Origin of the sequence: Pseudobutyrivibrio sp. 49 (genome assembly GCF_900100545.1) — a bacterium.
GTDB lineage: Bacteria > Bacillota > Clostridia > Lachnospirales > Lachnospiraceae > Pseudobutyrivibrio.
This window is the reverse complement of sequence record NZ_FNDP01000007.1, coordinates 19,066-45,145: the sequence shown is the minus strand read 5'-3', so window position 1 is coordinate 45,145 and position 26,080 is coordinate 19,066. Positions and strand designations below refer to the sequence as shown.

Annotated in this window: 24 protein-coding genes and 1 riboswitch; of the genes, 5 read left to right on the top strand and 19 right to left on the bottom strand. The window is 40.5% G+C overall.

Translation table 11 applies throughout. The features are described 5' to 3' along the window. Positions 1–138: 138 nt before the first annotated feature. A complete protein-coding gene (gene hflX / locus BLP54_RS07955; protein ID WP_090168743.1) occupies positions 139–1,371 on the bottom strand; it encodes a GTPase HflX in 1,233 nt (410 codons plus the stop codon). A 108-nt stretch (positions 1,372–1,479) separates the two neighbouring features. Then, a riboswitch (TPP riboswitch) is annotated at positions 1,480–1,575 on the top strand. 34 nt (positions 1,576–1,609) lie between these two features. On the opposite strand from hflX, the gene thiT reads away from it, so the two are divergent. Next, positions 1,610–2,182: an energy-coupled thiamine transporter ThiT gene (thiT, locus tag BLP54_RS07950; protein WP_090168740.1), complete on the top strand. Its 573-nt coding sequence runs from the start codon at positions 1,610–1,612 to the stop codon at positions 2,180–2,182. A gap of 42 nt (positions 2,183–2,224) precedes the next feature. Here thiT and BLP54_RS07945 read toward each other — a convergent pair whose 3' ends face one another. The 3 genes from BLP54_RS07945 to ispE are packed head-to-tail and all read right to left on the bottom strand — an operon-like array spanning position 2,225 to position 4,223. After that, positions 2,225–2,635, bottom strand: a complete 411-nt coding sequence (locus tag BLP54_RS07945) for a YwiB family protein (protein WP_090168530.1) — start codon at positions 2,633–2,635, stop codon at positions 2,225–2,227. Positions 2,636–2,638: 3 nt separating this feature from the next. Next, positions 2,639–3,313 carry a GntR family transcriptional regulator gene (locus BLP54_RS07940; RefSeq protein ID WP_090168528.1) on the bottom strand — a complete coding sequence of 225 codons (675 nt, stop codon included), beginning with the start codon at positions 3,311–3,313 and terminating at the stop codon, positions 2,639–2,641. A gap of 37 nt (positions 3,314–3,350) precedes the next feature. Next, positions 3,351–4,223 (bottom strand): 4-(cytidine 5'-diphospho)-2-C-methyl-D-erythritol kinase, encoded by an 873-nt coding sequence (gene ispE / locus BLP54_RS07935; protein ID WP_090168736.1) that lies wholly within the window; start codon positions 4,221–4,223, stop codon positions 3,351–3,353. Positions 4,224–4,454: 231 nt separating this feature from the next. On the opposite strand from ispE, the gene BLP54_RS07930 reads away from it, so the two are divergent. Then, positions 4,455–5,129: a hypothetical protein gene (locus BLP54_RS07930; protein WP_090168523.1), complete on the top strand. Its 675-nt coding sequence runs from the start codon at positions 4,455–4,457 to the stop codon at positions 5,127–5,129. Positions 5,130–5,183: 54 nt separating this feature from the next. Here BLP54_RS07930 and BLP54_RS07925 read toward each other — a convergent pair whose 3' ends face one another. The 13 genes from BLP54_RS07925 to BLP54_RS07870 all read right to left on the bottom strand — a co-directional run bounded on the left by BLP54_RS07925 (position 5,184) and on the right by BLP54_RS07870 (position 19,996). Next, the gene (locus BLP54_RS07925) at positions 5,184–5,414 is read right to left on the bottom strand and encodes an acyl carrier protein (protein ID WP_242870663.1); all 231 of its coding nucleotides are present in this window, start codon (positions 5,412–5,414) and stop codon (positions 5,184–5,186) included. Continuing rightward, on the bottom strand, positions 5,387–6,541 hold the full coding sequence (locus BLP54_RS07920) for an acyltransferase family protein (RefSeq protein ID WP_090168518.1): 1,155 nt from the start codon (positions 6,539–6,541) through the stop codon (positions 5,387–5,389). The genes BLP54_RS07925 and BLP54_RS07920 overlap by 28 nt, the downstream gene beginning before the upstream one ends. A 244-nt stretch (positions 6,542–6,785) precedes the next feature. Then, complete coding sequence (locus tag BLP54_RS07915) at positions 6,786–7,883, bottom strand: HD-GYP domain-containing protein (protein ID WP_090168515.1); 1,098 nt, start codon at positions 7,881–7,883, stop codon at positions 6,786–6,788. Positions 7,884–7,907: 24 nt separating this feature from the next. Continuing rightward, on the bottom strand, positions 7,908–8,852 hold the full coding sequence (locus BLP54_RS07910; RefSeq protein WP_090168512.1) for an ABC transporter permease: 945 nt from the start codon (positions 8,850–8,852) through the stop codon (positions 7,908–7,910). Positions 8,853–8,855: 3 nt separating this feature from the next. Beyond that, positions 8,856–10,001 (bottom strand): ABC transporter permease, encoded by a 1,146-nt coding sequence (locus BLP54_RS07905; protein ID WP_090168508.1) that lies wholly within the window; start codon positions 9,999–10,001, stop codon positions 8,856–8,858. Then, entirely contained in the window at positions 10,001–11,539 is a 1,539-nt protein-coding gene (locus tag BLP54_RS07900) for an ABC transporter ATP-binding protein (RefSeq protein ID WP_090168505.1), read from the bottom strand. The genes BLP54_RS07905 and BLP54_RS07900 overlap by 1 nt, the downstream gene beginning before the upstream one ends. A 200-nt stretch (positions 11,540–11,739) precedes the next feature. Beyond that, positions 11,740–12,915, bottom strand: coding sequence for a BMP family lipoprotein (locus BLP54_RS07895; RefSeq protein ID WP_090168502.1), 1,176 nt, complete (start codon positions 12,913–12,915; stop codon positions 11,740–11,742). 98 nt (positions 12,916–13,013) lie between these two features. Further along, the gene (locus BLP54_RS07890) at positions 13,014–13,466 is read right to left on the bottom strand and encodes a cytidine deaminase (RefSeq protein ID WP_090168500.1); all 453 of its coding nucleotides are present in this window, start codon (positions 13,464–13,466) and stop codon (positions 13,014–13,016) included. Position 13,467: 1 nt separating this feature from the next. After that, complete coding sequence (locus BLP54_RS07885; RefSeq protein WP_090168497.1) at positions 13,468–14,865, bottom strand: tetratricopeptide repeat protein; 1,398 nt, start codon at positions 14,863–14,865, stop codon at positions 13,468–13,470. A 41-nt stretch (positions 14,866–14,906) separates the two neighbouring features. Next, positions 14,907–15,059, bottom strand: coding sequence for a hypothetical protein (locus tag BLP54_RS15815; protein ID WP_176754510.1), 153 nt, complete (start codon positions 15,057–15,059; stop codon positions 14,907–14,909). 1 nt (position 15,060) lies between these two features. Beyond that, positions 15,061–16,473, bottom strand: coding sequence for a DUF342 domain-containing protein (locus BLP54_RS07880; protein WP_090168494.1), 1,413 nt, complete (start codon positions 16,471–16,473; stop codon positions 15,061–15,063). A gap of 184 nt (positions 16,474–16,657) precedes the next feature. Further along, positions 16,658–17,335 carry a deoxyribose-phosphate aldolase gene (gene deoC, locus BLP54_RS07875; protein WP_090168492.1) on the bottom strand — a complete coding sequence of 226 codons (678 nt, stop codon included), beginning with the start codon at positions 17,333–17,335 and terminating at the stop codon, positions 16,658–16,660. A gap of 12 nt (positions 17,336–17,347) precedes the next feature. Beyond that, the gene (locus BLP54_RS07870) at positions 17,348–19,996 is read right to left on the bottom strand and encodes a valine--tRNA ligase (protein WP_090168730.1); all 2,649 of its coding nucleotides are present in this window, start codon (positions 19,994–19,996) and stop codon (positions 17,348–17,350) included. A gap of 505 nt (positions 19,997–20,501) precedes the next feature. On the opposite strand from BLP54_RS07870, the gene BLP54_RS07860 reads away from it, so the two are divergent. The 3 genes from BLP54_RS07860 (at position 20,502) to BLP54_RS07850 (ending at position 24,370) form a co-directional block, all read left to right on the top strand. Then, a complete protein-coding gene (locus tag BLP54_RS07860) occupies positions 20,502–21,260 on the top strand; it encodes a hypothetical protein (protein WP_090168487.1) in 759 nt (252 codons plus the stop codon). A gap of 12 nt (positions 21,261–21,272) precedes the next feature. Next, on the top strand, positions 21,273–21,947 hold the full coding sequence (locus BLP54_RS07855; RefSeq protein ID WP_090168484.1) for a hypothetical protein: 675 nt from the start codon (positions 21,273–21,275) through the stop codon (positions 21,945–21,947). A 215-nt stretch (positions 21,948–22,162) separates the two neighbouring features. Further along, a complete protein-coding gene (locus tag BLP54_RS07850; protein ID WP_090168481.1) occupies positions 22,163–24,370 on the top strand; it encodes a hypothetical protein in 2,208 nt (735 codons plus the stop codon). A gap of 43 nt (positions 24,371–24,413) precedes the next feature. On the opposite strand, the gene BLP54_RS07845 is transcribed toward BLP54_RS07850, so the two are convergent. Further along, on the bottom strand, positions 24,414–25,208 hold the full coding sequence (locus BLP54_RS07845; protein WP_090168478.1) for a Cof-type HAD-IIB family hydrolase: 795 nt from the start codon (positions 25,206–25,208) through the stop codon (positions 24,414–24,416). Between the two features lies 1 nt (position 25,209). After that, positions 25,210–26,073, bottom strand: a complete 864-nt coding sequence (locus BLP54_RS07840; RefSeq protein WP_090168476.1) for a Rossmann-fold NAD(P)-binding domain-containing protein — start codon at positions 26,071–26,073, stop codon at positions 25,210–25,212. Positions 26,074–26,080: the final 7 nt, after the last annotated feature.

The following is a 26,080-nucleotide window of genomic DNA, read 5'->3' as shown; positions in this document are numbered from 1 at the left end:
CTTCTACCCGGTTTACATTCTTAGTAACCGCACTTTTCCTTCATGAAAAGTAAAATAATTCCCTTTCGCTTTTCGTCCGAAATTATCATACCAAATCAGAAGATGAATGTCTAAGAGTTTAATCAATTTCAGCACTTCCTACATATAAGCCTTAATAAATATGCCGTCCTCTCGGTATTCTTCTGAAATCAATTCGCCATTCTCACGAATTTTTGCAATTATTCCAGCCTCTGTATAAGGAATAAGCTTTTCTACATATTCCTTTCCGTCACGAAGAAGCTCCGCTAATATCTCACGAACTCTGTCCAAACCTTTGCCAGTTTTAATAGAAGTATGAACGGTATAATCCGCTCTTAAATCATGGTAATCATGCTCATCTGCCACCTTATCCACCTTATTAAAGATGGTAACAATAGGTTTATCAGCTACACCAAGCTTATCAAGTGTCTCGTACACGATTTCCATCTGACGATCCATCTGGGGATTGCTTACATCAACCACATGAATAATGAAATCAGCATACTTTGCCTCCTCAAGGGTACTCTTGAAGGCATCTACAAGATGATGAGGCAGCTTTCTAATAAATCCTACTGTGTCTGTTAGCAGAATCTTTTGGTCATTATCAAGGAGTAACTCTCTTGTAGTAGGGTCCAAGGTGGCAAACAATGCATCCCACTCAAGGATATTTGCATCAGTAAGCTTATTCAATAATGATGATTTTCCAGCGTTTGTGTAGCCTACAATAGCCGCCACAGGTACACCATTACGCTGACGCTTTGCTCTTGTAATCTCACGGTGTGAAACCACATCTGCAAGTTCCTTTTTTAGCTGCGAGATTCGTCCAGCAATGAGACGCTTGTCCATCTCCAGCTTTTTCTCACCAGGACCACGAGTACCAATAGCTCCACCGCCACCTGCTGCAGTACCACCTACTCGTGACATGTTCTTACCAAAGCCTGTAAGTCTGGTCATCTCGTAGCGAAGCTGTGCAAGCTCAACCTGAATCTTACCCTCGGCAGTTCCTGCTCTTGCCGCAAAGATATCAAGGATAATCAAGGTTCTGTCCATTACCTTTGTATCTAATGCATCTGCTAGATTTCTCATCTGCGCAGGAGTAAGCTCGTCATCACAGACAATTCCTGTAGCACCTGTCTCCCAGATAAGATCTGCTATCTCTTCCACCTTACCAGTACCAACATAGGTACCAGGATTTCTGCGATCCAAATTCTGCATAATCTGACCAACAACCTGCGCACCAGCTGTCTCACACAAATCCTCCAGCTCTTTAAGAGAGTCCCAGGCCTCTGCCTCGTCCCCCTCGTTAACTGCAACCAATATTACTTTTTCTATAATCTTTTCTGTATTTACCATATAAATTCCCATCTATGTTTTCTTTAATTTGATTGTAACACATATAATTGGGGTAATTCTATTGACTCGTGGCAATACATGTGATATTTTTCTATTGAAATTAAATAAACGATTTGCTAGGGGCGCATTTGCTGAGAGGTGTTACACCGACCCTTATCACTTGAACTGGATAATACCAGCGTAAGGAAGCTATTTATACGATCTCCTAGCATTATGTATGAAGGGAGATTTTTTTATTATGATTAACCACATTTCTTCAAAGGAAAACAGCAAAATTAGCTTTACAGCAAAACAGCTTGCATTCTGTGCTGTATCAATAGCTATTGCATTTGTTCTTTCAAACATTAAGCTCCTTAAGCTTCCTATGGGTGGTTCTATTACACCACTCTCAATGCTGGTTGCCTGCCTTCCTGGATTCTTCTTTGGACCAGTTATTGGCATTGTAACAGGCGTTGCTTACGGACTTTTAAATCTCATCGTAGATCCATATATTTTATTCCCAGCTCAGGTAATAGTTGATTACATACTTGCATTTGGAGCCCTTGGACTTTCAGGTTTCTTCACTAAGTCTAAGAATGGTCTCATCAAGGGATATATCGTAGCTGTTCTTGGCCGCTACGCATTTGCGGTATTATCAGGCTGGCTCTTCTTTGGAGAATATGCTCCTGAAGGCTGGAGCCCATTACCTTATTCACTTGCTTACAATGCAATTTATATTTTCACAGAGGCAGCTATTACTATCATCGTTCTCTTCCTTCCACCAGTAAGAGATTTGATGATTAGACTTAAGAACATGGCTACTGGCAATTAATAAAACAAAACGAAAGCTCTGGCCTAAAAAGACCAGAGCTTTTTAAAATTCGATTTCAATTTCCATGGAGGTTTTGATAGGGTCCCCTCCAGTAATAATGTCGTAATCCAACACAAGCTTAATCTTATTTCCCATCTCCATCATCTGATAGTTTCTGGTGAAAATAGGAAGATTCAAATCGCCCATTGGAGTACTGTAAATGTTTTCTGTCTTTTTCCCAGGAAACAGTTCAAGCTTTGAATTAAGCGCACCCTTCTGAGTCATTGAAAGGCTGCGTCTGTCAAAGGAAATAAGACAGCTGATGTCTCCATCCTCGCTGCATCTCTGATAAGAAAGATATCGGCGGTCATTTCGCTCCGCAATCTCTCCTATGTATTCCTGGTTAGTTGTCTCATCATCTGCGCCCATTTTCTGTCTGGACTGTAGATGTATTTTGCAATGATTTTTTTCCATAAATTATTTCTGCTCTCTTATAACCTCGCGAACTGCATTAATCTGATTTGATAAATGTGTGTGAATAATATTCTTAAGGAAATCCACATCTCTTCTGTCGAAGCCGTTGATAATCTGCTTGTGTTCCTCTATAAGCTGTGCATAAACTGATGGATTTTTAACATATTCGTAGCGATATCTGTACATCTGCTCACGAGCTGAATTGATAATAGCCTCAAGCTTTGGATTGGCTGCTGCTGCATATATTACATCATGGAAAGCTTCATCAGCTTCTACAATGCTACGAACATCATCCTTTCTTGTAGCTGCCTCAAAGGCCTTCATAGCCTCCTTAAGCTCCACAAACTGAGCATCAGTCATACGTTCACAGGCGCATCCTACAGCAAGAGCATCAAGGGCATCTCTTACCTCCAGCACATCCTGTAAATCCTTTTCTGTCATCTTAGCTACCTGAGCACCCTTGCGTGGGATTGTAACCGCAAGACCTTCCTGCTCAAGCATTCTAATAGCCTCTCTGATAGGAGTACGACTAACTCCAAGCTTAGTTGCAAGGTGCATCTCCATTAGACGCTCGCCTGGCTTAAGCTCCCCCTTTAAAATCGCCTCTCTAAGTGTGTTGAATACCACATCTCTAAGTGGTAAATAATCATCCATCTGTAATGTAAGATTTTCAGTCATTGTAATTTAGTAACCTCCCTCAATAGCAAGTCATTACCTACTTATTGTTAAACAATGTTGTGAGATACAACTGCTTAACCATTCCCGATTCTGTAAGGGCTTCCTTTGCCGCCTTTGCAGTTTTATTGTCCTCAAAGAATCCAAATACAGTAGGTCCGCTTCCACTCATCATGGCACCAACAGCACCATGATCCATCATGTTTTGTTTTATATCTGAAATGATTGGATACATAGGTATTGTAACCTCCTCCAAAACATTTCCCATGTGAGAGCACAGCGTCTTTAGATCCTGTGCCTTTATGTCCTCTATTAGCTGATCAATATCAGGATGCTTAACTTTGTCAAATTTGGCATCCAAATCCTGATATACCTGCTTGGTGGATACTGAAATACCAGGCTTTGCAATAAGCACTGGGCACTTAATCATAGGAGGAAGTGGACTGAGGACTTCTCCAATTCCCTCAGCAAGAGCAGTGCCTCTCATAACACAATACGGTACGTCTGCTCCCAGCTTCACACCTCTATCCATTAAATCCTTTTTTGATAATCCCAAATCAAAGAGCTTGTTTACTGCAAATAATACTGCTGCACCGTCTGTAGAGCCTCCAGCCATACCTGCTGCAACTGGTATATGCTTTTCCAAGGAGATATCCACACCTTCTTTGATTCCAAATTCATCTATCAACAGCTTTGCTGCCTTTATGCATAGGTTATCATCATTTACAGGAAGGAACTTAAGATTTGTGGACATGGAAACTGTCCCATCCTTTACCTTCTTAACAGTGAGCTTATCAAAAAGATTCACCGTCTGCATAATCATGCGAACCTCATGATATCCATCATCCCTGATGCCTGTAACATCAAGACCAATGTTAATCTTGGCTAATGCCTTTACGTCAATACTATCCATTTCTAATATAGCCTCCATGCAAAATTGTATTCTCTTGTATTTTGCACTTGTATGTTTTTTGTATTCAATACTCTTAAATTTTAACAAAGGTACCACACATTTACAAGGATTTTGTATTAAAATAAATACAATCTAGCTGTAAATTTTTATCATTAAACCGCCGATAGAAAGAATAGGAAAAGGATTTCCATATGGTTTGATATTTGGCCACGGTACAAGGAGGTTTTTATTATGGATACTAATATTCTTAATAGCGTTAGTTCTAACGTTTCGACTACTTACACCAAGCCTGTAGAGGCTAAGGATTCAACTAAAGATACCCAGGAAACTGCTAAAACTGAAGAGAAGGCTGGAAAGTTTTCAGAGGAAGCTGCTGTATATGAGAAGTCAGATGAGGAAGCTGTTGCTAAGACTGATAAATATTCAAAGGGCGACAGAACTGCTCTTGTTCAACAGCTAAAGGCTGACCAGGAAAAGATGATGAACAATCTTTTACAGATAGTTCAGAAGACCATAGCCGGACAGGGAAGTACCTTCGCTATCGCTTCTCAGGATGATATGTGGAAATTCCTGGCAGAAGGAAAATTTACCGCTGATCCTGATACAATCGCAAAGGCTAAAGAAGATATTTCTGAGGATGGATATTGGGGCGTTGAGAAGACCTCTGACAGAATCTTAGAATTTGCGAAAGCTCTTTCTGGAGATGATCCAGAAAAAGCTGATGACCTTTTGGCAGCCTTCAAGAAAGGCTATGAACAGGCAACTGGCACCTGGGGCAAAGATCTTCCAGAAATTTCTTCTAAGACCTATGATGCTGTTCTCAAGAAATTCGAAGCATGGAAGAACGGTGGAAAAACTGAAAATAACACCGAGGCAGCAGAAAGCTCTGCAAAAGCCGAGGGTTAATGGAGATTCATACCACGAAAAGGGCTGTGACAAACGTCACAGCCCTTTCACATGTTATTTTGAAGCAATAAGCTCTACCATATCGCTAACAGTTTCTAACTTTAAAAGCTCATTTTCTGCTATTTTAATAGAAAACTCTTTTTCAAGCTTTGCAATGATTGACATAATCTCTAAGGACGCTAAATCAAGATCATCCATAAAAGAACTACTCTCTTCGATTTCATTCCTTGGAATATCTGCCACATCTTCAATAGTGCTTATAATTTTTTCATAAATGTTGTCCAAGTCTTATTCCTCCGTCTGAACATAATATATCTAACCTTTTCAGCTAATTCTGTATAGTTATTCTTCACCCATAAAAAGCCGTAGGTACCAGCAAATAAAGCTACTGCATTCGCACTTACAATAATCAGATTTCTAACCCAAACAGGTCCTTGCCAGGTATCAACAAGATGCATTTGGATATAGCGTCCAATAGCTGTAATCTCAATGGCATGGACACATAAAACATATAAGGAGTTACGTCCCACGCTTCTAAGTCCATTAAGAATCTTACCTTCAAATCTATTTAGACGTAAAAACCAGTAAATAACAATATATCCATTTAAGCCTGTAAGAATAATGGAAACAGGTCCAAGTGCGTATATATTATTTGCCATATCAACTTTTACGTTTACAAGCTTTAAAAGTAATACTACTGCAATAATCAGAATTGATCCGATGGTTATACCTTTTATATGTTCACCAGAAGTGAACATTTTTTTCTTCTTAGCGTAATGACCATGACCTATATAAAAAGTGGAAACCAAGGCCTGTGAAATAGTCCAAGGCAAACAGATGTTAATAGATGAAAGCCAGCCAAGTATTGCCAGAAGTCCGGTGGCAAGTAAAAGCTTTTCACCTTCTAGATAATTGGCAAGTAGGTTAAAAATAACCATACCAATAGCCATTGCCAGGAAAAACCAAACCGGTCCGCAGGATTCCAGTACTATTCCAAAAAATGTCGTCTCTTGGGCATAGCCCATTGCAGATGCAATAAATATTTTAGCGGCCTGCTTTGTGCCAGATGCCATACCACACCCAAATACCAATGGATAAAGAACCCAGTTAGCAACAACCGTTATCAATACTGTGATAGCAAAAGGAACCAATAATCTTTTATGCTGCTGTTTAATAGATTTTATAAGTGCAGTCTTTCTAAAGCCATAGCCACCAATAATCAAAAGAATTGGCATGGCTGGCTCACCAGCTATTCCTAAAATAGTGATAAAAATATACTTTGGTATGAAATTAATATTCTCAAAGTATCCGTGAGTATGACCAATTATCATAGATACCATAAGAAGTCCCTTAAGTAAGTCAAACATTCCCAGTGTATTTTTCACTGCAAATCTGTTCGTTTTAATGTCCATTATTATCTCGCCCCATTCCTGAACAGCATAACTGTAGCTACTGTACAAATCTGCACTATCGTACCATATACAATAAATGCAATCAATGTAACGATTACATTAAATTTTTTAACATTTAGTTCACTTTTTAGTAAAAAATACTATTATTTGCAGTTATTACACACTAGTTGTATATGCGTCAAATACAATAAAATATGGCTTCCGATAAACGGAAGCCATTATAAGGTAAAATATTAACAAATTATTAAATACATGCCCTGATGAACAAGTCGCTTCTTTCACGCAAATCTATGAAGCTTCCATCATCCATCTTTACTAGTGGACACGATAAAGCCTTGCTATTAATCATGCTGATAATACCGCGGCTATCATCTGAGAGAAGTACTCCTGTGCCTATATAAGATTCTGCAATATTCTCAAGGAATACCTGTAGAATATGCTGATCATATTTAGCCTTATCCTCTCGTTGGAACTGGGCAATTACTTCGAAAGGACATATGCCTGCTCTGTAGACTCTGTCAGCTGTCATGGCATCATATACATCAGTGATACCGATTATCTTTGAGAATGGACTAATGAAATCCTTGGTAAGACCGTAAGGATAGCCGCTGCCGTCATTTCTCTCGTGATGCTGAAGTGCTGCTAACTTGATTCTTCTATCAAGCTTGGCATCCATCAAAAGATTGTAACCCAGAAGGGGATGTTCAGCCATTCTCGCATACTCTTCTTTGGTAAGCTTGTCTGGCTTAGTAAGTATGGTGTGAGGAACCAGTGACTTACCAATGTCGTGATACAAGCCACACATGGTAAGTACATCCAACTCTTTTTCATCGGTGATGCCAATCCAGCCACCACACACTCTGGATATAATCGCAACATTCACACAATGTTGGAAGGTGGATGCATCAAGTTCCTGAATATTAAGCATCATTGCCATGATGCCAAGTCCAGTGGAGTGCTTTTCAAACACTCTGTGGATCTCTTCTACTATTTCTTCACTTTCGATAGGGACTTTGTTTTCTACAAAGTCTGTAATGATTGCTTCAAGCTTATCTGTACATTTGTTATAAGCCTGTTTGAATTCTTTAAATTCTCTACTGTTTAAAATACGCCATGACTGAGTCTCTCCAATAAATTCATCTGGAGCCTCATCGTCATATTTATCAATGGCCTCTTCCTCATCCTGAACAGCCACCTTCTCTATACCATAGTAGGTAGCATGTAGAAGCTGCTGCGCAGTGATAGATGTACCCGCTTCAGCCAGCAGCTGACCACGAGGACTGACTAATCTCTCCGCAAGAATCATTCCAGGTTTGATTTCGTTTACATTGATTACTCTCATAATAAACAGCCTTCCTATAAGCTATTAACGAGCGCCCTTATCATATGGAACACCCTCAGCCTTAGGTGCTCTAGAATTCTGTGATGTAAATGCAAGTACTATGAGTGAAACGATGTATGGGAACATATTGTATACAGTTCCTGAAATAGGAAGTGCATGAAGGAATCCGATTCCCATGTATACGTTTGAAAGTGAGCGGAACAATGCGAAAAGCACTGCTGACCAAGCAATACGCTCTGGCTTCCACTGACCAAAAATCATAACAGCAAGAGCAAGGAAACCTGCACCTGCTACACCGTAATCAAAATGCCATGTAGAGTTGGCTGCTGCAATGTAGATAATTCCACCAAGTCCACCAAGGAAACCTGACATAAGAACACCGATGTATCTCATTGCGTAAACATTGATACCAACTGAATCAGCTGCCTGTGGATGCTCACCGCAAGCACGAATTCTAAGTGCAAGCTTTGTCTTGTAGAAGAATATGATTGCTACTACAAGAAGAACTGCTGCAACAACGATAAACCAGCTAAGCTGAAGTGAACCGATGTTGAACATGAACGCATTATGTCCTCTTACATAATCAAGCTTTGCAGAAAAATCTGTACCGCCTGAACGAGCTGTGTTGAAGCCCTTAATAATAACTGTTGCTGATGCTGTAGCAAGCATGTTAAGAGCTGTACCGATAAGTGTCTGATCAGCCTTAAAGTTGATACAAGCAACTGCAATAAGCAGTGACGAAAGCATACCTGCAACTGCGGCAGCTAAAAGTGTAAGTGCAATGATTGTAAATCTTGATGCATCACTAGGGAGAAGAACCATAACCATTGCGCCTGCCATAGCACCAAATACCATGATACCTTCAAGACCAAGATTGATGATACCACTTCGCTCTGAGAACATACCTCCCAAAGCTACAAGAATAAGTACTGCTGAGAAAATAAGTGTGTACTGAATTAATAATACCATCCTTTACACCTCCTTTTCTTCAGCTTTATTAGCTGTATTGTCTGGCTCGGCATTGGCATTAACCTTTACCTTGCCTGGTCTGTTAAGTATTGTTCTGAAGAATAATACAAATCCGCAGAGATAGATGATGATTGAAATCATAAGATCTGCAACCTGTGGATTGTAATAATTTGTGTTGAGGTACTGACCGCCAAGTGTGATGTACTCAACAAAAAGTCCGGCGATGATAGCTCCGATTGGATGAAGACCACCAAGGAACGCAACAGCGATTCCATTGAAGCCCATGCCTGGAACTGAAGATGCAATCTTAAAGTGCTCAACGCCTGTAAGGTAATATAAGCCTGCAGCCATACCTGCGATACCACCAGAAATAACAAGAGTGAGAATGATGTTTCTCTTTGCATTCATACCAGAGTACTTTGCAGCCTCTTTGTTATGGCCTGTAGCCTTAAGCTCATAACCGAAAGTAGTCTTGTTTAATACTACAAGAATGATAATAGCAACAATAACTGTAATTGGAATAGCAATTGTCATGTACTGGTTGCCACCAAAAACATCCTGAAGGAATCCTGGAAGAAGTCCTGAAGGATTTAAGTCGCTGATTTCGTATGTCTCAGACTTACTCTGGTTCATACATTTCTCACCACCAAGGATGATGTTACAAATGTAAAGACCAATCCAGTTGAGCATGATACCAGCAATAACTTCGTTTACATTGAAGAATGCCTTGAAGCATCCTGCGATGAAGCCCCAAAGCGCACCTGCTGCGATAGTAGCAAGTAAGCATAATGGCCAGCTCCAACCAAGTGCAAGTGATGTATAAAGTGCGGCAATAATACCAACTGTATACTGACCTGCAACACCGATGTTGAAAAGTCCAGCCTTGTATGCAAAGAGAATAGCCTCTGCACAAAGAATTACTGGAACTGATTTTACTAAAAATGAGCCCATATACTTCATAAGAGTATTAGTGCTTGCAATACGATACTTGAAGAAGTTTGTCAGGATAGCTGCCATACCTTCTCCAGCGTGCTCTGCATTCATGAAGCAGAGAATAATATAACCTAAAACGATACCTAAAATAGCACACAGAATTGAAGCAAGTAATGTCTGTACGGCTGGTCGTTTAATAAAGCTTGTTTTCTCCATTACTTAGCCTCCTTTCTGTCATCACGCTTAGCGCCTGACATGTACAATCCTAATTCCTGAAGTGTAGTAGTCTTTGGATCAACCTCACCTACTATCTCACCTTCATACATAACAAGAATTCTATCAGAAAGGTTCATAACTTCGTCTAATTCAAGAGAAACAAGAAGGATGGCCTTGCCATTATCACGTTCCTTAACGATTTCCTTGTGGATGTATTCGATAGCACCAACATCGAGACCACGTGTAGGCTGAACAGCGATAAGTAACTCATGCTGTCTATCCATCTCACGGGCAACGATAGCCTTCTGCTGATTACCACCAGACATTGAACGAACAATAGTCTTAGCACCCTGACCAGAACGAACATCGAATGCCTTTGTAAGTCTGTCAGAATACTTTCTCATGTCTGCCTTCTTGATAATACCGTGCTTTGAGAACTCTGGCTCAAAATATCTCTGAAGAATCATGTTCTCCTCAAGAGAGTAATCAAGAACAAGACCGTGCTTATGTCTGTCCTCAGGAATATGGCTCATGCCATGTGTATTCTTGTAACGGATAGACTTCTTTGTGATGTCTTCGCCACAAAGTGTAATCTTACCGCTAGAGATGTCATCAAGACCTGTAAGAGCTCCAACGAACTCTGTCTGACCATTGCCATCGATACCAGCGATACAAACGATTTCACCTGCACGAACGTTGAATGATACGTTGTGTACAGAATCATTTGAGTGAAGCTTGCTCTTAACGCAAACGTTCTCAACCTTAAGTACTTCTTCCTTAGGCTGTGCCTCCACCTTATCAACAGCAAACTTAACGTTACGTCCTACCATCATAGAAGAAAGCTCTTCCTTTGTAGTATTTGCAACGTCAACTGTACCGATATACTTACCCTTTCTAAGGATAGAGCATCTGTCGGCAACTTCCATAATCTCATTGAGCTTATGAGTGATGAAGAGGATTGACTTTCCTTCTGCAGCCAAGTCCTTCATGATCTTCATGAGCTCATCGATTTCCTGTGGTGTAAGAACCGCTGTAGGCTCATCGAAAATAAGAATATCATTATCTCTGTAAAGCATCTTAAGGATTTCTACACGCTGCTGCATACCAACAGTGATATCCTCGATTAATGCATCTGGATCTACTTTAAGGTTGTACTTATTAGATAAGTCCATAACCTTCTTGCGAGCCTCTGCCTTTGTAAGGAAACCAAACTTGCTAGGCTCAGAACCCAAAATAATGTTGTCTAAAACTGTGAAAATATCAACCAACATGAAATGCTGGTGTACCATACCAATACCAAGGTCAGTAGCGTCATTAGGGTTGTTAATCTTAACTTCCTTACCGTCCTTTTTAATAACTCCCTTTTCCGGTGTGTAAAGTCCAAATAATACACTCATAAGTGTGGACTTTCCGGCGCCATTCTCCCCGAGAAGCGCATGAATTTCGCCACGCTTTAATTGCAAAGTGATATCGTCATTTGCAATAATGCCTGGAAACTCTTTTGTGATATGCAACATCTCAATTACATAGTCTTCCATCGCAATACACCTTTCTAATTGCTTTAAAATATTCTGATGATGCTTTTCTCCCTAGAAATGCAAAACCATAGAAAACATCATTATACTTCCCTCATTGATAATAATGTTTTATATAGCTTTGAATAATCCATTATTCTAAAAATAAGGGAAGGCGTTTAGACCTTCCCTTATTGATAGTTTCATATAATTACTACGGGAAATTAGTGAATATTGTCGAATTCCTTAACAGTAATCTCAGTTGAAGGCATAGCGTCTGTTGAGTTGCTAACCTTGATTGTTCCATCGTTTAATGAAGCAACAAGTGCCTTGTAATCATCAACTGTGAAGTTTGTCATTGTCCATGTATCTGTTGGAAGCTGAACATAGTTGAGTGAAGGATCTGTACCTGATACGATACCAAGGTTCTCGATCTTTCCAGCGTAGTTAGACCAGTTACCAGCGAAGAGATCTGTAAGTGTAGCATCAACTGTTGCTGCAAGACCCTTCATAGCTGAAGTAATGCAAAGTCCCTCAACGCCGTAAGCGTTCTCAATTGTACCAGCCTGGTCAACGTCAACACCGATAACCTTGCCGTCAACCTTTGTAGCAGCCTCGCAAGCTGATGTGTAGATACCACCACCACAAGCGAATACTACTTCTGTACCATTTGAATACCATGTATCCATCTGAGCTGTAATAGCGTCATCACCGTAGAACTGACCACCATATACGTAGTTAACTTCTACATCTGAAGCATTGCCAAGCTCAACAGCTGCATCGTTACATCCCTGAACGAAACCGAAACCATAACGGATAACAGCTGGAACAGCCATACCACCAAGGAAGCCAAGCTTCTTATAGCCTTCCTTAACAGCTGCATAACCTGCCATGTAACCAGCAAGCTCTTCCTGATATGTGAATGAGCAAACATTTTCTGGAAGCTCTGTCATACCAGCGCCCTCGAAATCACCCTGTGAGCAGTCAAGTGCGATGATTGTAACATTTGGATAATCTGCAGCACACTGAGCGATCATACCTGCGAAAAGGTAACCAGGAACAATGATTACGTTGTAACCATCTGTAACAGCGTTCTCAAATGAAGCGATACGAGCATCATCTGAATCCTCTGTTGGCTTGTAGTACTGGAAATCAACTCCATTCTTCTCAGCAAATGCCTTTGAAGCCTCATAAGTTGTCTGGTTGAAAGACATATCTGTGATATCACCAGAGTCTGTGATCATAGCGATTTTCTTATCGCTAGCTGCAGCATCTGCTGCCCCCTCTTCTGTTGTAGCAGTAGCATCTGAAGCTGAGTCGTTAGATGATGAACCACAACCAACAAACATAGTAGCTACCATTGAAGCTACAAGAAGTACGCTTAATAACTTCTTTTTCATTCTTAATTCCTCCTATTAATTACGTTTTCATTTAATATTTGAAAACACCTAAGTAAAATTATAAATTATTTAGGATATTTTGCAAGGAATTTACTCTATTAGAGCACTAAATTTTCGGGGCCAAAGCCTAACGGAAGCAGCTCTGATAGGGTCATTGTCGTTATTTTCACACTAGTTTCTTCAATTGTAGATACATTTGACACATCTTCTACTTCTGCCAGCAAGATTTTAAATTTTTCAGGCGCTACAAACTCTCTTAAAACCTGTCTACATACGCCACAAGGCGCACAAAGTGGTAATGATTTTAAATTATCCATTCCACCGACAATTGCTATTGCTGTGAAATCCTTTTTGCCCTCACTTACAGCCTTAAATACTGCTGTACGTTCTGCACAATTTGTAGGAGTGTACCCTGCATTCTCAATATTGCAGCCTTTAAAAACTGTACCATCTGAACATAAAAGTGCAGCTCCAACCTTGTGATGTGAATATGGAGTATACGCCATTTCTCTGGCCTCTAACGCCAATTTGATTAACTGAAAATCTGTCAAATTAGTCACCTACCTCTGTGGCACTAAGCTCTGTGTCATCAGCTGCTATATAAACCTTAGCCTGACGTCCCCACTGATTACCTGGATAGAGCTCAACCACCTTATTAAAGCATTCCAGTGCCTTAGCTGAATCTCCTGTCAGTCTGTAGCAATCTCCTAAAAGGAAAAGCGCGGCACCGTTATTATATTTTTCATCAATATCAACTACAGTTTGGAAGTTTACAATAGCACTTTCGTAGTTTTCATCACCGTAGAAGGTATTTCCATCTTCATAATATCCCTGAATAATTGTTGGAGCCAGAGTTGTGTAAAGGCTGTCATAGGCAGTCTTTCCTGCTGTTCCAAGAACTTCCTTTGATACTAACTGAATAGACTCTGCAGCTGCTGCATCATCCCCTGCTGCGTGTGCATTCTGGGCTGCAAGCAAATTCTCATAGGACGTAGGGATATCCTGTGTCTCATCATATGCTGAAAGAGATGATTTCAGCTTATCAATCTCTTCCTGAAGCTCTTGATTTTTATCTCTTTCCTCAGAAAGATTCTCATTGAGGGCAAGGATTGTGTCTGTGTTTCCTTCTGCCATATTATCCTTAACTGTTGGAACAATAAGGAAGAAGCAGATAAGCAATCCAACCACAAGACCAAGAACAATATTGATAAGACTGGTTTTTGTGGTGTCCAACATGCTTCTAAGGGCATGCTCGTTCATAATGACAGTGTCATTTCCGTCATTGAAGGTAAACACATCGTTCTTTTTTCTGCGCTTACCAGTGTTCTGCTCTTTGAGAAGCTCCTTTACCTCATGTATGTAGCGAATGGTAGTAGTATTATTACTATCAATCTTTGCCGCTGCAGAAAGAACCTTCCTCGCATCAGCATACTTCTCATCCTGTATATACAAAAGTGCCAAAAGCTGATGTGCCTTTACCAGATTAGGATTCTGGCTGATAACCTTTTTCAGCTGAATCATAGCCAGGTCTCGGCTTCCGGCCTTACAATATTCAATTGCCTGATTATATTTTTTGATAGTGGAATTAAGCTTGGTTAATAGTCCTGGGTCATTTTCGATTTCCGCAAGATATCTGTCAGCAGTCGGATTATCCTCCTCCTGAAGATTCTTGGAAAGAACCCATTCATTGATAGCTCTGACAGTATCTCCCACCTGATAGTAGCACAAACCCAGAAGATTTCTGGCTCTGGTATTGTACTTATAGTACTGGAGGGATGTCTTCAAAGCTTCAATGGCTCCCGATAAATCGTGAACCTTTGCCTTTTCCAAGCCCTGATTATAGAACACATAGGATGTGTATACGATTTGTTTGTATAACAAAATATCGGCGCCGCAATTGTAACAAACTTTTTCGTTACCAACTTCGGCACCACACATAAAACATTGCATTTATTATTCTCCGTAAATAAAAGCTATTTATTCCTGTCTCGTTATTTTGTTGTCGCGGTAGCATTCTGCTGCGATGAAATATTAACAAGTAAATCTGTTAAATCCGTTAAATCTCTGGCCTTAATATCAGCCTCGGCCTGTTCAACCTCAATTGCAGGCTCAAACTTCTTTAACTCTTCTTCGAAATCAATCATTTTATTTATCCTTTGCTCGTTCACCAGTAATTCTTGTAAGCTTTACACCCTCAGGTGTCTTGGTAATCTCGACTCTCTCGTGATTATCTGTAATAGTAACATGATGGTCGTCAATGGAAATATTGGCACCAGCATACATACGCCTAAACACCTTAATAGAAGCATCCTTGCCAGATACGATAACTTCTTTCATCTTGGCAAGACGCTTTGTCTCTTCCTGTACAATAGCTTCATCTCGAATTCTAACACGAAGAAGCTGCATACGTCGAGGGTCTTCCTTTACATTAATTCCTCGTTCCTCACCAAGCTTATCAAAATCCTCAATTCCCTTCTTAATCTTCATTACGTTGGAATTGAGATCTTCAATCTTTTTGGCAAGCATTTCAAATTCTGCAGTACGCTCAATATCAACGCCTACAGAAACATTAGTAATAGTTCCAAATGAATTTCCTATGTCATTAGCCTCAATGCCCTGTACTGCGGAAACGAATCCACCAATAATAGAAGCATTGTTACCACTAAGCTCAATTTTACCATCACAGGAAATCTTGCTTTTGAAGAAATAGTCTGCTGTTATATTTCCAGAGCAGTTAATGATAGCATACTCCACAAACTGTGCAGTAATGGAACCACCACAGGTAATTATTGTCTTTTCATTACCCTTTACACCAGAAATAAGGAACAAATCCTTACCAGCTCTGATATCACAATCTTCAATAAGACCATGGATAATTACATTGCCTGCTGCATCGATAACTGCGCCATCACGAACTCCGCCGTGAATGATTACATCACCATTGAACTTGATGTTTCCAGTTTCGATACCAACATCTCCCTGAACCTCATGAACTGGAGAGATAATAATCTTTCCCTGATTCACCTCAATCTTTCCATCAAGCTTTGCTGTGTAGGTAAGATTGTCATTAGAACGATCAAAGCCTCGTCCAATAAGAGGTGGCAGGTCACGCACTGGCTTTGGTTCAAGAATTTGTCCACGAACAGACATACCACGAGAACCCTGTACTGCTGGATGATAAATAGCTATTACATCACCCTTTTGTACAGTCTCGATGGTTTTAATGCTCATATAATCAGCCGTACCATCCGGACGGATGGTAGGCGTTCTGTTAAATTTAGTATCAAAAGTATATTCAAAATACCCTGGGGTGCCCTGCTGCTGTGCCGTTCCCTCGGCAACCTTTATAGGTTTACCGTAGATTGGGCTGTCAGACAGACGCTTTAGCATATCCTGGTCAATTCCAAAAGTAACATTGGCATTATTCAAGAAGCCAAGCAACTGGGCTGCAGAAAAGCTTGGTACCTCGTTTTTGCCGTCAGGAATCTTGAAGGTCAAAGTGGCCTCCAAACCATTAGATGAAACTTGTACTTTTGGCGCTTGTGCTGGTAATGCCATAAGTCCCCCACATGAAAAAAGTGTAAATTTAGTCCTTCACTTACTATTTCGGTTCAAAATATGCTCACAATAAGCCTATTCTGAATAGCTTAATTATATTTCAATAATTGAGCTTTGTCATAAAGTTCACTAAATTTTGCGTATTTTTCATTAAATTTTCACGTTTGAGGCATTTTGATACGGCTTAGTACTTACCGTCGTTTGGAAGACCCTTTACAGCCTTAACAACACGGCTTGTTCCAAGTCTTGAAGCACCAAGGTCGATAAACTTCTGAGCATCCTCAAGATCAGCGATACCACCAGCTGCCTTAATAAGCTTTCCGTTTGTCATATGGTCTGCCATAAGCTTGATATCCTCAAAGGTAGCTCCGCCTGTAGAGAAGCCTGTAGAAGTCTTGATGTAATCAGCATCTGACTTAGATACTACTTCGCACATCTTAATCTTCTCTTCATCTGTAAGAAGGCAGCACTCGATGATAACCTTAAGAAGCTTACCCTTGCAGGCAGCCTTGATTGCGTTAATCTCAGCAAGAACATCATCGTAACGTCCTTCCTTAACCCAACCAACATTGATAACCATATCTACTTCTGAAGCACCGTTATCTACAGCATCTGTTGCCATGAAGCACTTAGAAGCTGTTGTAGCATAGCCATTTGGGAAACCGATTACTGTACAGATTGGAAGATTTCCGCCCTGCTCCTTTACGTACTCAGCAGCCTGCTTTACAAAGCTTGCTGGGATACATACTGAAGCAGTCTCGTACTTCATACCATCATCTACGATTCCCTTAATATCGTTCCATGTAGCGTCTACACCGAGTAATGTGTGATCGCACTTGCTTAAAATATTCTTTACATCCATTTTATTTTCCTCCTATTTCATAGAAGCTAATCTAGCTTCTACCTGAGCCATCATAGCCTCATATTTTGCGAGCTTTTCACGCTCCTCGGCAACCTTTGCTTCTGGTGCCTTGCTCATAAATTTTTCATTTGAAAGCATTCCGCGTGAACGAGCAAGCTCCTTCTCGAGCTTCTCCTTCTCCTTTGTGAGACGCTCCTTCTCCTTCTCGAAGTCTACAAGATCCTCAAGTGGAACGAAAAGTGTTGCATCTGGGATTACAGCAGAAACTGCATCACTTCCGATGCCAAGCTTGTCAGCCTGTACGATTACATCTGTTGCACCTGCAAGTGTTGCAAAGATAGGTGTAATCTCCTCGAAGATTGCGCGAACTGCTGCATCCTCAGCTACGATGTGGATAGCTGCCTTCTTTGAAGGTGGAACATCCATATCTGTACGAAGCTGTCTCATACCACGAACAACGTCCTTTGCGCGCTCAACCTTTGCTTCCTCAACTGGGAAGTTCTTTGCCTCATCATACTCAGGCCAAGCTGAAAGCATGATTGTCTCCTCTTCGCTCTGAAGTGTGCAGAAGATTTCCTCTGTGATGAATGGCATGAATGGGTGAAGCATCTTAAGGGCATTTGTAAGTGCAAACTTAGCTGTCCAAAGAGCTGCATTCTTGCTTGCTGTATACTCCTGAGAGTACATACGTGGCTTTACAATCTCGATATACCAGTCGCAGAACTGATCCCAAATAAAATCATATACCTTCTGAACTGCGATACCAAGCTCATATTTATCCATATTTTCAGTAACATCTTTAGCTAAAGTGTTTACTGCTGAAATAATCCACTTATCCTCTGTTGCAAGGTCTGCCTCAGCTGGCTCTGTAACTGCGTTATCTGCAAGGTTCATCATAATGAAACGTGAAGCGTTCCAAACCTTGTTTGCGAAGTTACGGCTGTTCTCAACACGCTCGTTGTAGAAACGCATGTCGTTACCAGGTGCATTACCGGTAATAAGTGTAAGACGAAGTGCATCTGCACCATAATTATCAATAATCTCAAGTGGATCAATACCATTTCCAAGTGACTTAGACATCTTACGGCCCTGTGAATCACGTACGAGACCGTGGATAAGTACTGTGTGGAATGGGCTCTTTCCTGTGTGAGCATATCCTGAGAATACCATTCTGATTACCCAGAAGAAGATGATGTCGTATCCAGTAACAAGTACGTCTGTTGGATAGAAGTAATCAAGCTCCTCTGTGTTCTCTGGCCAGCCAAGTGTTGAGAATGGCCAAAGTGCTGATGAGAACCATGTATCAAGTGTATCCTCATCCTGCTTCATGTGGTCGTGGCCGCACTTAGGGCAAACTGTTGGAGCATCTGCTGAACGCGCAACAACTGTCTCACCACACTTCTCGCAGTAGTACGCAGGGATTCTGTGTCCCCACCAAAGCTGACGTGAAATACACCAGTCACGAATGTTCTCAAGCCAGTGTAAATATGTCTTATCATAATTCTTAGGAACGAACTGAAGCTCACCTGTCTTGATAGCATCGATAGCTGGCTTTGCAAGCTCTTCCATAGCAACGAACCACTGTGGCTTAACCATAGGCTCTACAGTTGTGTTACATCTATCGTGTGTTCCTACGTTATGAGTGTGGTCTTCAATCTTAACAAGAAGTCCCATCTCGTCCATCTTCTTAACGATGATTTCACGAGCCTCGTATCTATCCATTCCCTCAAACTCGCCACCGTTTGCATTGATAGTAGCGTCGTCATTGAGAACGTTGATTACTGGAAGGCCATGACGCTTTCCAACCTCGAAATCGTTAGGGTCATGTGCTGGTGTAATCTTAACAACACCAGTACCAAATTCCATATCAACATACTCATCAGCAACAACTGGAATCTCACGATTAACAAATGGAAGCATTACAGTCTTACCGATGATATCCTGATATCTCTCATCCTTAGGGTTAACAGCAACAGCTGTATCACCAAGCATTGTCTCTGGACGTGTAGTAGCGAAAGTAACGAAACGACCTGGCTCGCCAACGATCTCGTACTTCATGTGCCAGAAGTGACCTGCCTGCTCCTCATGCTCAACCTCAGCATCAGAGATAGATGTCTGACAAACTGGACACCAGTTGATGATGCGGTTGCCCTTGTAGATGTAGCCTTCGTTGAAAAGCTTAACGAATACTTCCTCAACAGCCTTTGAGCAGCCTTCGTCCATTGTGAATCTCTCGCGCTCCCAGTCAGCTGAAGAACCCATCTTCTTAAGCTGGTTGATGATACGTGTTCCGTACTCATCCTTCCAATCCCAGCACTTCTCAAGGAAGCCCTCACGACCAAGGCTATCCTTCTCAATACCCTGCTTCTTAAGGTGCTCGATAACCTTTACCTCTGTAGCGATAGCTGCATGGTCTGTACCTGGCTGCCAAAGAGCTGAGTAACCCTGCATTCTTTTATATCTAATAAGAATATCCTGCATTGTGTTATCAAGGGCATGTCCCATATGGAGCTGTCCTGTGATATTTGGAGGAGGCATAACGATTGTAAATGGCTTCTTGCTGCGGTCTACCTCAGCGTGGAAATAGCCATTTTCCTCCCACTTTTTATAGAGTCTGTCTTCAAGACCCTTAGGATCATAAGTCTTAGCTAATTCTTTCATTTTCTCTTCCTTTCTAGGCATTAAAAAAGCCCCGTGCGTCGGTAAATTCGACACACAGGGCGAAGATTCGCGTTACCACCTGCATTTATATCTCATCTTATTCCTTACGGGAACGACTCGGATGGCTTGTTCGCCCTGAGGCGCTTTGTTCACCACCTGCTCCGAAGCTACCTTCGTCAGCTCAGCTCCTGGGTCACCTTTCAGCCGGTGAGCGACCCTCTCTACAGGACGACACTGATTACTCCTCTTCATCATCGCATTAAAAAACTTAACTTATGATATAAGTATTTCCTTAATCTGTCAAGGTAATTTCAAAGCCCGTGTTATAGTTTTTCTATCCATTTCATTTTTTTCTCTTGCAATAATTTTTGTCCCGTGATATATTAGCGCTTGTCTTTTTTCAAAATGTTATATCAGGTTGGTTCAACAATTTTCCCACAGGAATTCAACAGAATCTAAACCACTTTCATATTCCTTTACAGATTTAATTAAAAGGAGTATTGAAATGAATAAAAAATTAAATACAAGGGGATTTTCTACCCAAATCAAAAAAATATATGTTAAGGAGGATAATACCCTTAACAGGTTTGCACTTTTCTTATCAGGGCTTGCTATTGCTTTGATTATTCTTTTGCTTATTAACTTTAAGAATATTTTAAATGCAAGTCACTCGAATGCCTCTGAGCTTTCCAGTGCTGAGGCTATTGCTGAGATTTATGACTACATCGATTCTTTGGAGGGCTTTTCTAAGGAACAGCGTCAGGCTCTGGATTCTATTATTGCGGATTACTTTAACAACTGCGATTCAGTTTCAAGGGATGACCTGTCAGTAGTTTATGACCTCATCAATGCAAAATATCAGACAAACAACAAAGAAATTTCAGTAATCAGGGGCGACCTTGAAAGCAAGTTCAATTCTGCCTCATCTAGTGATATGGAGCACTACAGCGAACTTCTTCAGCTTGTAGATGAGCTCACTAACACTGTTTCCCAAAATCAGTCTATTGAAAAGAAGGATAAGGAGAATTTATCTCAGGCGATTTCCAATGCTCAGTCCACATCCCTTGAAAATGATGAAAAGCTTCGTGGCGATATTTCAGATGCAACTACAGCCGCTGAAGAAGCTCATGCGAAAATCTGGGAAGCTATAGAAATTCTTAACGAGCGTACTTCTGACCACGATGGCCAGTATGAATTTGACTTCGGCTATCAGAATGGTTGCTATGGTTACTATGTTGACGGTTCAGATTTCAAGCCATTCTAGGAGGTGCCTGTAATGAGTTTTAAAAAATTAATTACTATATCTGTAATCTTCTCCATGTTCGTCCTTAGAACACCAATCATCGCTTACGCTGAAGATTCTGAGGATGTAGTTCAGGAAGAAATTGTAGATGAAAATATAGCGGATGAGACTCAGGAACAGAAAGATGCAAAGACTGAGACTGAAGCGGAAGAAGATAATTCAGATGAAAACCATGATGAAGCTGATTCTGAAGCAGATGGTGAAACAGACTCTGAAGATGATTCTGAGACTGACCAAGAGGCAGAGAACGATGATGAAAATCTCGAGGATGAGCCTGATAAACCTGAAAGAGACTCCTCTGTTTCTATCAAAGGCTTCGTCCCAACTATTATTGTAGATGATGAGGGCTATCTTTCTGAGGAATACTGCGAGTGCTATGAAGCGACTTTCAAGGCCTATGATGAGCTTTCTATTAACAAGGCAATTTCTATTGTGATCGACTCTGAAAATAAATTTAACAATGCAGAAAAGTCTGCTTTTGATGCACTTGATATTTCAGGCAGCTGTCCTGAGGATTTATCCATGGAAGTCTACTATAACAAAAATGAAACTGAAGTTATCAAAATCAAAGCCTCCTATACCTTGGTGGATGAGTACGATAATGATACAAAGAAAAATGTAACGCTTTACGAAAAGGATATTAAGTAATGTTTAAGATAAATCAATTAAATAAATTTCTGAAGCCTGCCCTGTCCTTTGTACTGGCAGCTTCACTTGTGGTGCCCGCCACAACAAATGTAGCATTGGCATCTGAACTCTCTCTCACTCATAAACCCAGCTCTGAAAAAATCTTTATTCCCTTCCGAAATGAAATCCCACACTATTTATCACTAAACTCCAGCCAGAAAAGTGAGGTTGTGAAAATGTTATGGGAAAAACTTTTTTATGAGGAAGCAAACTGGAATGCTGATAAAGAAGGTTTTACATCCTGGATAGAAAAATACGACGATTACTATTCTAGTAATGATGGAACTATTAAGCTTTTATCGGACGGAACTCAAAATGGAAATATTACTGGTTCCACTGGCGACTTCGAAGCCTACTTCGGAAATACGATAAAGAATAATACAGAGTATCTAGGAGAAATACTAGGCCTGGCCGAAAAAACTACAAATGAAATTATGCAAAAAAACGTTTGCAATTATCTTTCTAACCCAGATACATATACTATTTTTGCCACTAAAATTGCAGACCTTACATCAGAGGGTTTATACATCGGTACTAAAAAAGGCTCCGACAATAATATTCTTAAGGATGGTTCCTACAATGGAATTTCATATGACCTTTATGTTCTAACTACACTGGCATCTTTGTATGAAGGTGATGGAAATGAAAGTTATCTTTCTGATAAACAGGTAGAATGGCTTAAGTCGTATCAAGAGTATTTATATGATCAATACCTGACTATTGGCGAAAACTCTCTGGCTAAAAAATATCCCTCAATCTACGATTTGATTGCCCGTTCCAAATATGCCGCCAATGACAAAGGTGGTAAAGGACAGGAATTTTTCAATTATGTGGTAAGCACTGGAAAAGGTATGGGAGCCTGGCTTAATATGAACGATAAAATCAATATTAAAGACCTTGAAAAATACGATGATATCTGTTCAGTTTTTGCCCTGGCTGACGGTTGGTGTTGTGGCAATGAATCAGCCTCAGTATGTGGCTCTCATGCTAAATGTATAAGCAATGCTAACGATGTTGAGCGTGTAGCTTATCTGCTTTACAAAAATAGTGCTGCCATGAAATATATCAATGGCTGCTCAGCAACTGCCAACCTAATTAATGATACCAATGGTGAATATGGCTATGGCACACGCTTCACTGCCAAGCATTCCGGTGCTGGTCAAAGTGGTAAATTCTTCCGCCCCTTCTATACAGGAGGTGGCTACTATGGCTACAGTGCCACCACAAGAGATTATGCTTCAGACGGCAATGGTGATGTTACTGCAGTCCACGTTGGAACTGCCTCATTACCGCTTGGAAAACTTGGTCTTATCAATTCCTCTTCCTTTGTATATGTAACTGGGCTTAAGGAACCTGCCACTCAGGGCTGGTTCGTTGAAAACAAGTTGGTTAGCTGGTCCGTCACAGTAAATGGCAATCCAATTGCCACCGATAAAAATCAATCTAGAGTTCAGTCTGTTTTCACATCACAGGGGCTCCGCTTCTACATCGGTGGACTTACTGATGTAGAACGTGCTGGAGCACAAATTAACATAACTGCACAATCTCATAAAAGCTATGATTTAAATTATCCAAATGGCTCTCCTTCAAGCTTCACATCAATTGCCGCTGTCAGCATTAGTGGAACTGTATATTTGGAAGGCTATTATCCTGACTGTATAGCAAATGGACACAACTATACAGTATCAGAAGATAATGACACGATAATCTGGGCAAAGGACTATGCAGAGGCTACCTTTAAGCCTTACTGTACAAAGGAGGCTTCTCATAAGGTAAAGCCAATTACAGTGTCCTCTGAAATCATTACTGAAGGTAATTACCTGGTATATACCGCATATTGCCCTTATGTAGATAGTACCGTCACAAAACGTATATCGAAGACAAATGGAAGCACCTCAGAAACAATCAATCTTGATGCTACTAATACATCAGGCGTTCTATATAAAAGCGCATCAAGTAGTAATGCGGTTTTTTCAGGTGGTTCAAAATCAAGTGAAAGCTATAAGCTGGCTCGTACTACAATCTCAGCATCTGTATTACCGGGAGTTATTAAATCTGGAACAAAATCTATTACAGTAAATATGGATTACGGAAACGAACTTACCAATCTTGTAATTCAAGTGTTCTCAGCCACAGGCGAAGAGCTGGGACGTAATGCAGCCACCACTACCGGCATGGCAAATGAGGTGGGAGGTTATCAGTTTTCAAATACCTTTACTGTAAAACTCCGCACTGGAATAACTGATAAGGATCTTAAAAATTGTAGAATGACAATTAACGCTGAAGTAGTTACCCAGAACTGGTCACCTTCAGGAAACCCTAATGCTTACGTAGCAGATGCCTTCACCTATGCAAGAATAAACAGCTTTACAGCTCATTACTAATCACATCACAAAAGCACCCTTTGATGGGTGCTTTTGTAGTCTGTTAAATTAATCCAAAATGCTTAAGTGCATTATAAATTCCGTCTTTATCAAAATCGGTAGTAACATAATCTGCAGCTTCCTTTGCTCGGTCTGTACCATTTCCCATGGCAATACCTACATGAGCTGTCTGAAGCATATCAAGATCATTTTCACTATCACCTATTGCGTATGTGTTTGCCAAATCAATACCAATAAGCTCGCAAGCTTTTATCATTCCTGTAGCCTTGTTATGACCTACTGGCACAAGCTCACAAACATTTTCATTATGACAAATGACCTGATAGTGAGCTGAAAGCTTGTCGAAGCACTCTAATCTTCTATCTGCCTCTACCTCTGTGGCGCATGACATTTTGTTAATTACCCAGTCACCATAGTAATCACCGCCTACAGGAACAAGGTTCTCTCCTACGTCTCTTCGAAGAACATTTCCAAAAGGATCATCGATACCAAATTCATCATCATCCATGTAAATATTTTTTGGTCCTTCAAGAATTGGTCTGAAGCCGTAGCTTCGAAGCATTTCGATGGTGTCTTTTACGATATCCTTATCAATAATCTTCTGATAGATAATCTTTCCATCTATCTCGATATGACAACCACAGGAACAAACAATACCATCAAAGCCCAGCCCCAAAAGCTCTGGATCATTGATGAAAGCACGGGCTCTACCACTACAAATAAAAGCCAGATGCCCGTTCTCTCTTAGCTTTTTAATTGCAACCTTGGCGCTTTCCGGAATGTATTTATCATAATTCCAAAGAGTTCCATCTATATCAAAAAATACTGCTGATTTCATGCTAATCCTTTTTTGTCAACTTTCTAAATATCTTTGTTTCGAGACGTTCTGCTCTGGTTACAAATGAAACCTGAGTATCACGTATCGTAATTACGTAGTGACCACTAATCTCGTCAATTTCCTGCTCAACATAATTCATTGTGCTTTCCTCTAGACTGCGATGAGCAATAATGTTGTGCTTTAAAAGAAGATTGATTACGTGAGTTTCTACGCCTGCATCTGCCACCTCGATAAAAGCCTCGTCAATCTTTTTATCCTTGATAAAATCCTCCAGCTTATCAAGACCGATTAAGGAATCGAAATGATCGATATAGTCTGTAACACCCTCGTCATTCATGGCAACACCCACGATTTCATAATCGTTTTCAAAAGAGCCCTTGAGCACTCGTTTGATAACCTCCTGAGAATGATTGCTATCGCAAACGATAATCAGCTTTGGACAAAGTGCCGAATGAAAACGGCTAAATCTTATAAAGCATTTCAATGCACTACGCTCAAATAATAAGCAGAAGTAACAGATAATAAACGCTGCTGCATAAACGCTTCGAGAGAAGTTCTGAGCACTCTTGATGCCATAAAGAACTACTGTAAAGAAAGCCCAGCTAACGAAAACCTGCACCAGCAAGGTCTGACATTCCTTGAAAAAGCTTCGCTTTATTACACCTGATAAATTTTTGCTGAAGAGCAATATTAAAAAGTATACCGCTGTCAGAACAACACCATAATCAAAGAATAACTCTCCATGGTGAACTGGTCTTGCCAAATATCTAAACTGAACAACTACAACGTAACCAATAATAAGGGCAAGCAAATCCAAAATGATAAAATCTGCATGCTTCTTCATGTACAATAATGTTTTTTTCATTTTATTC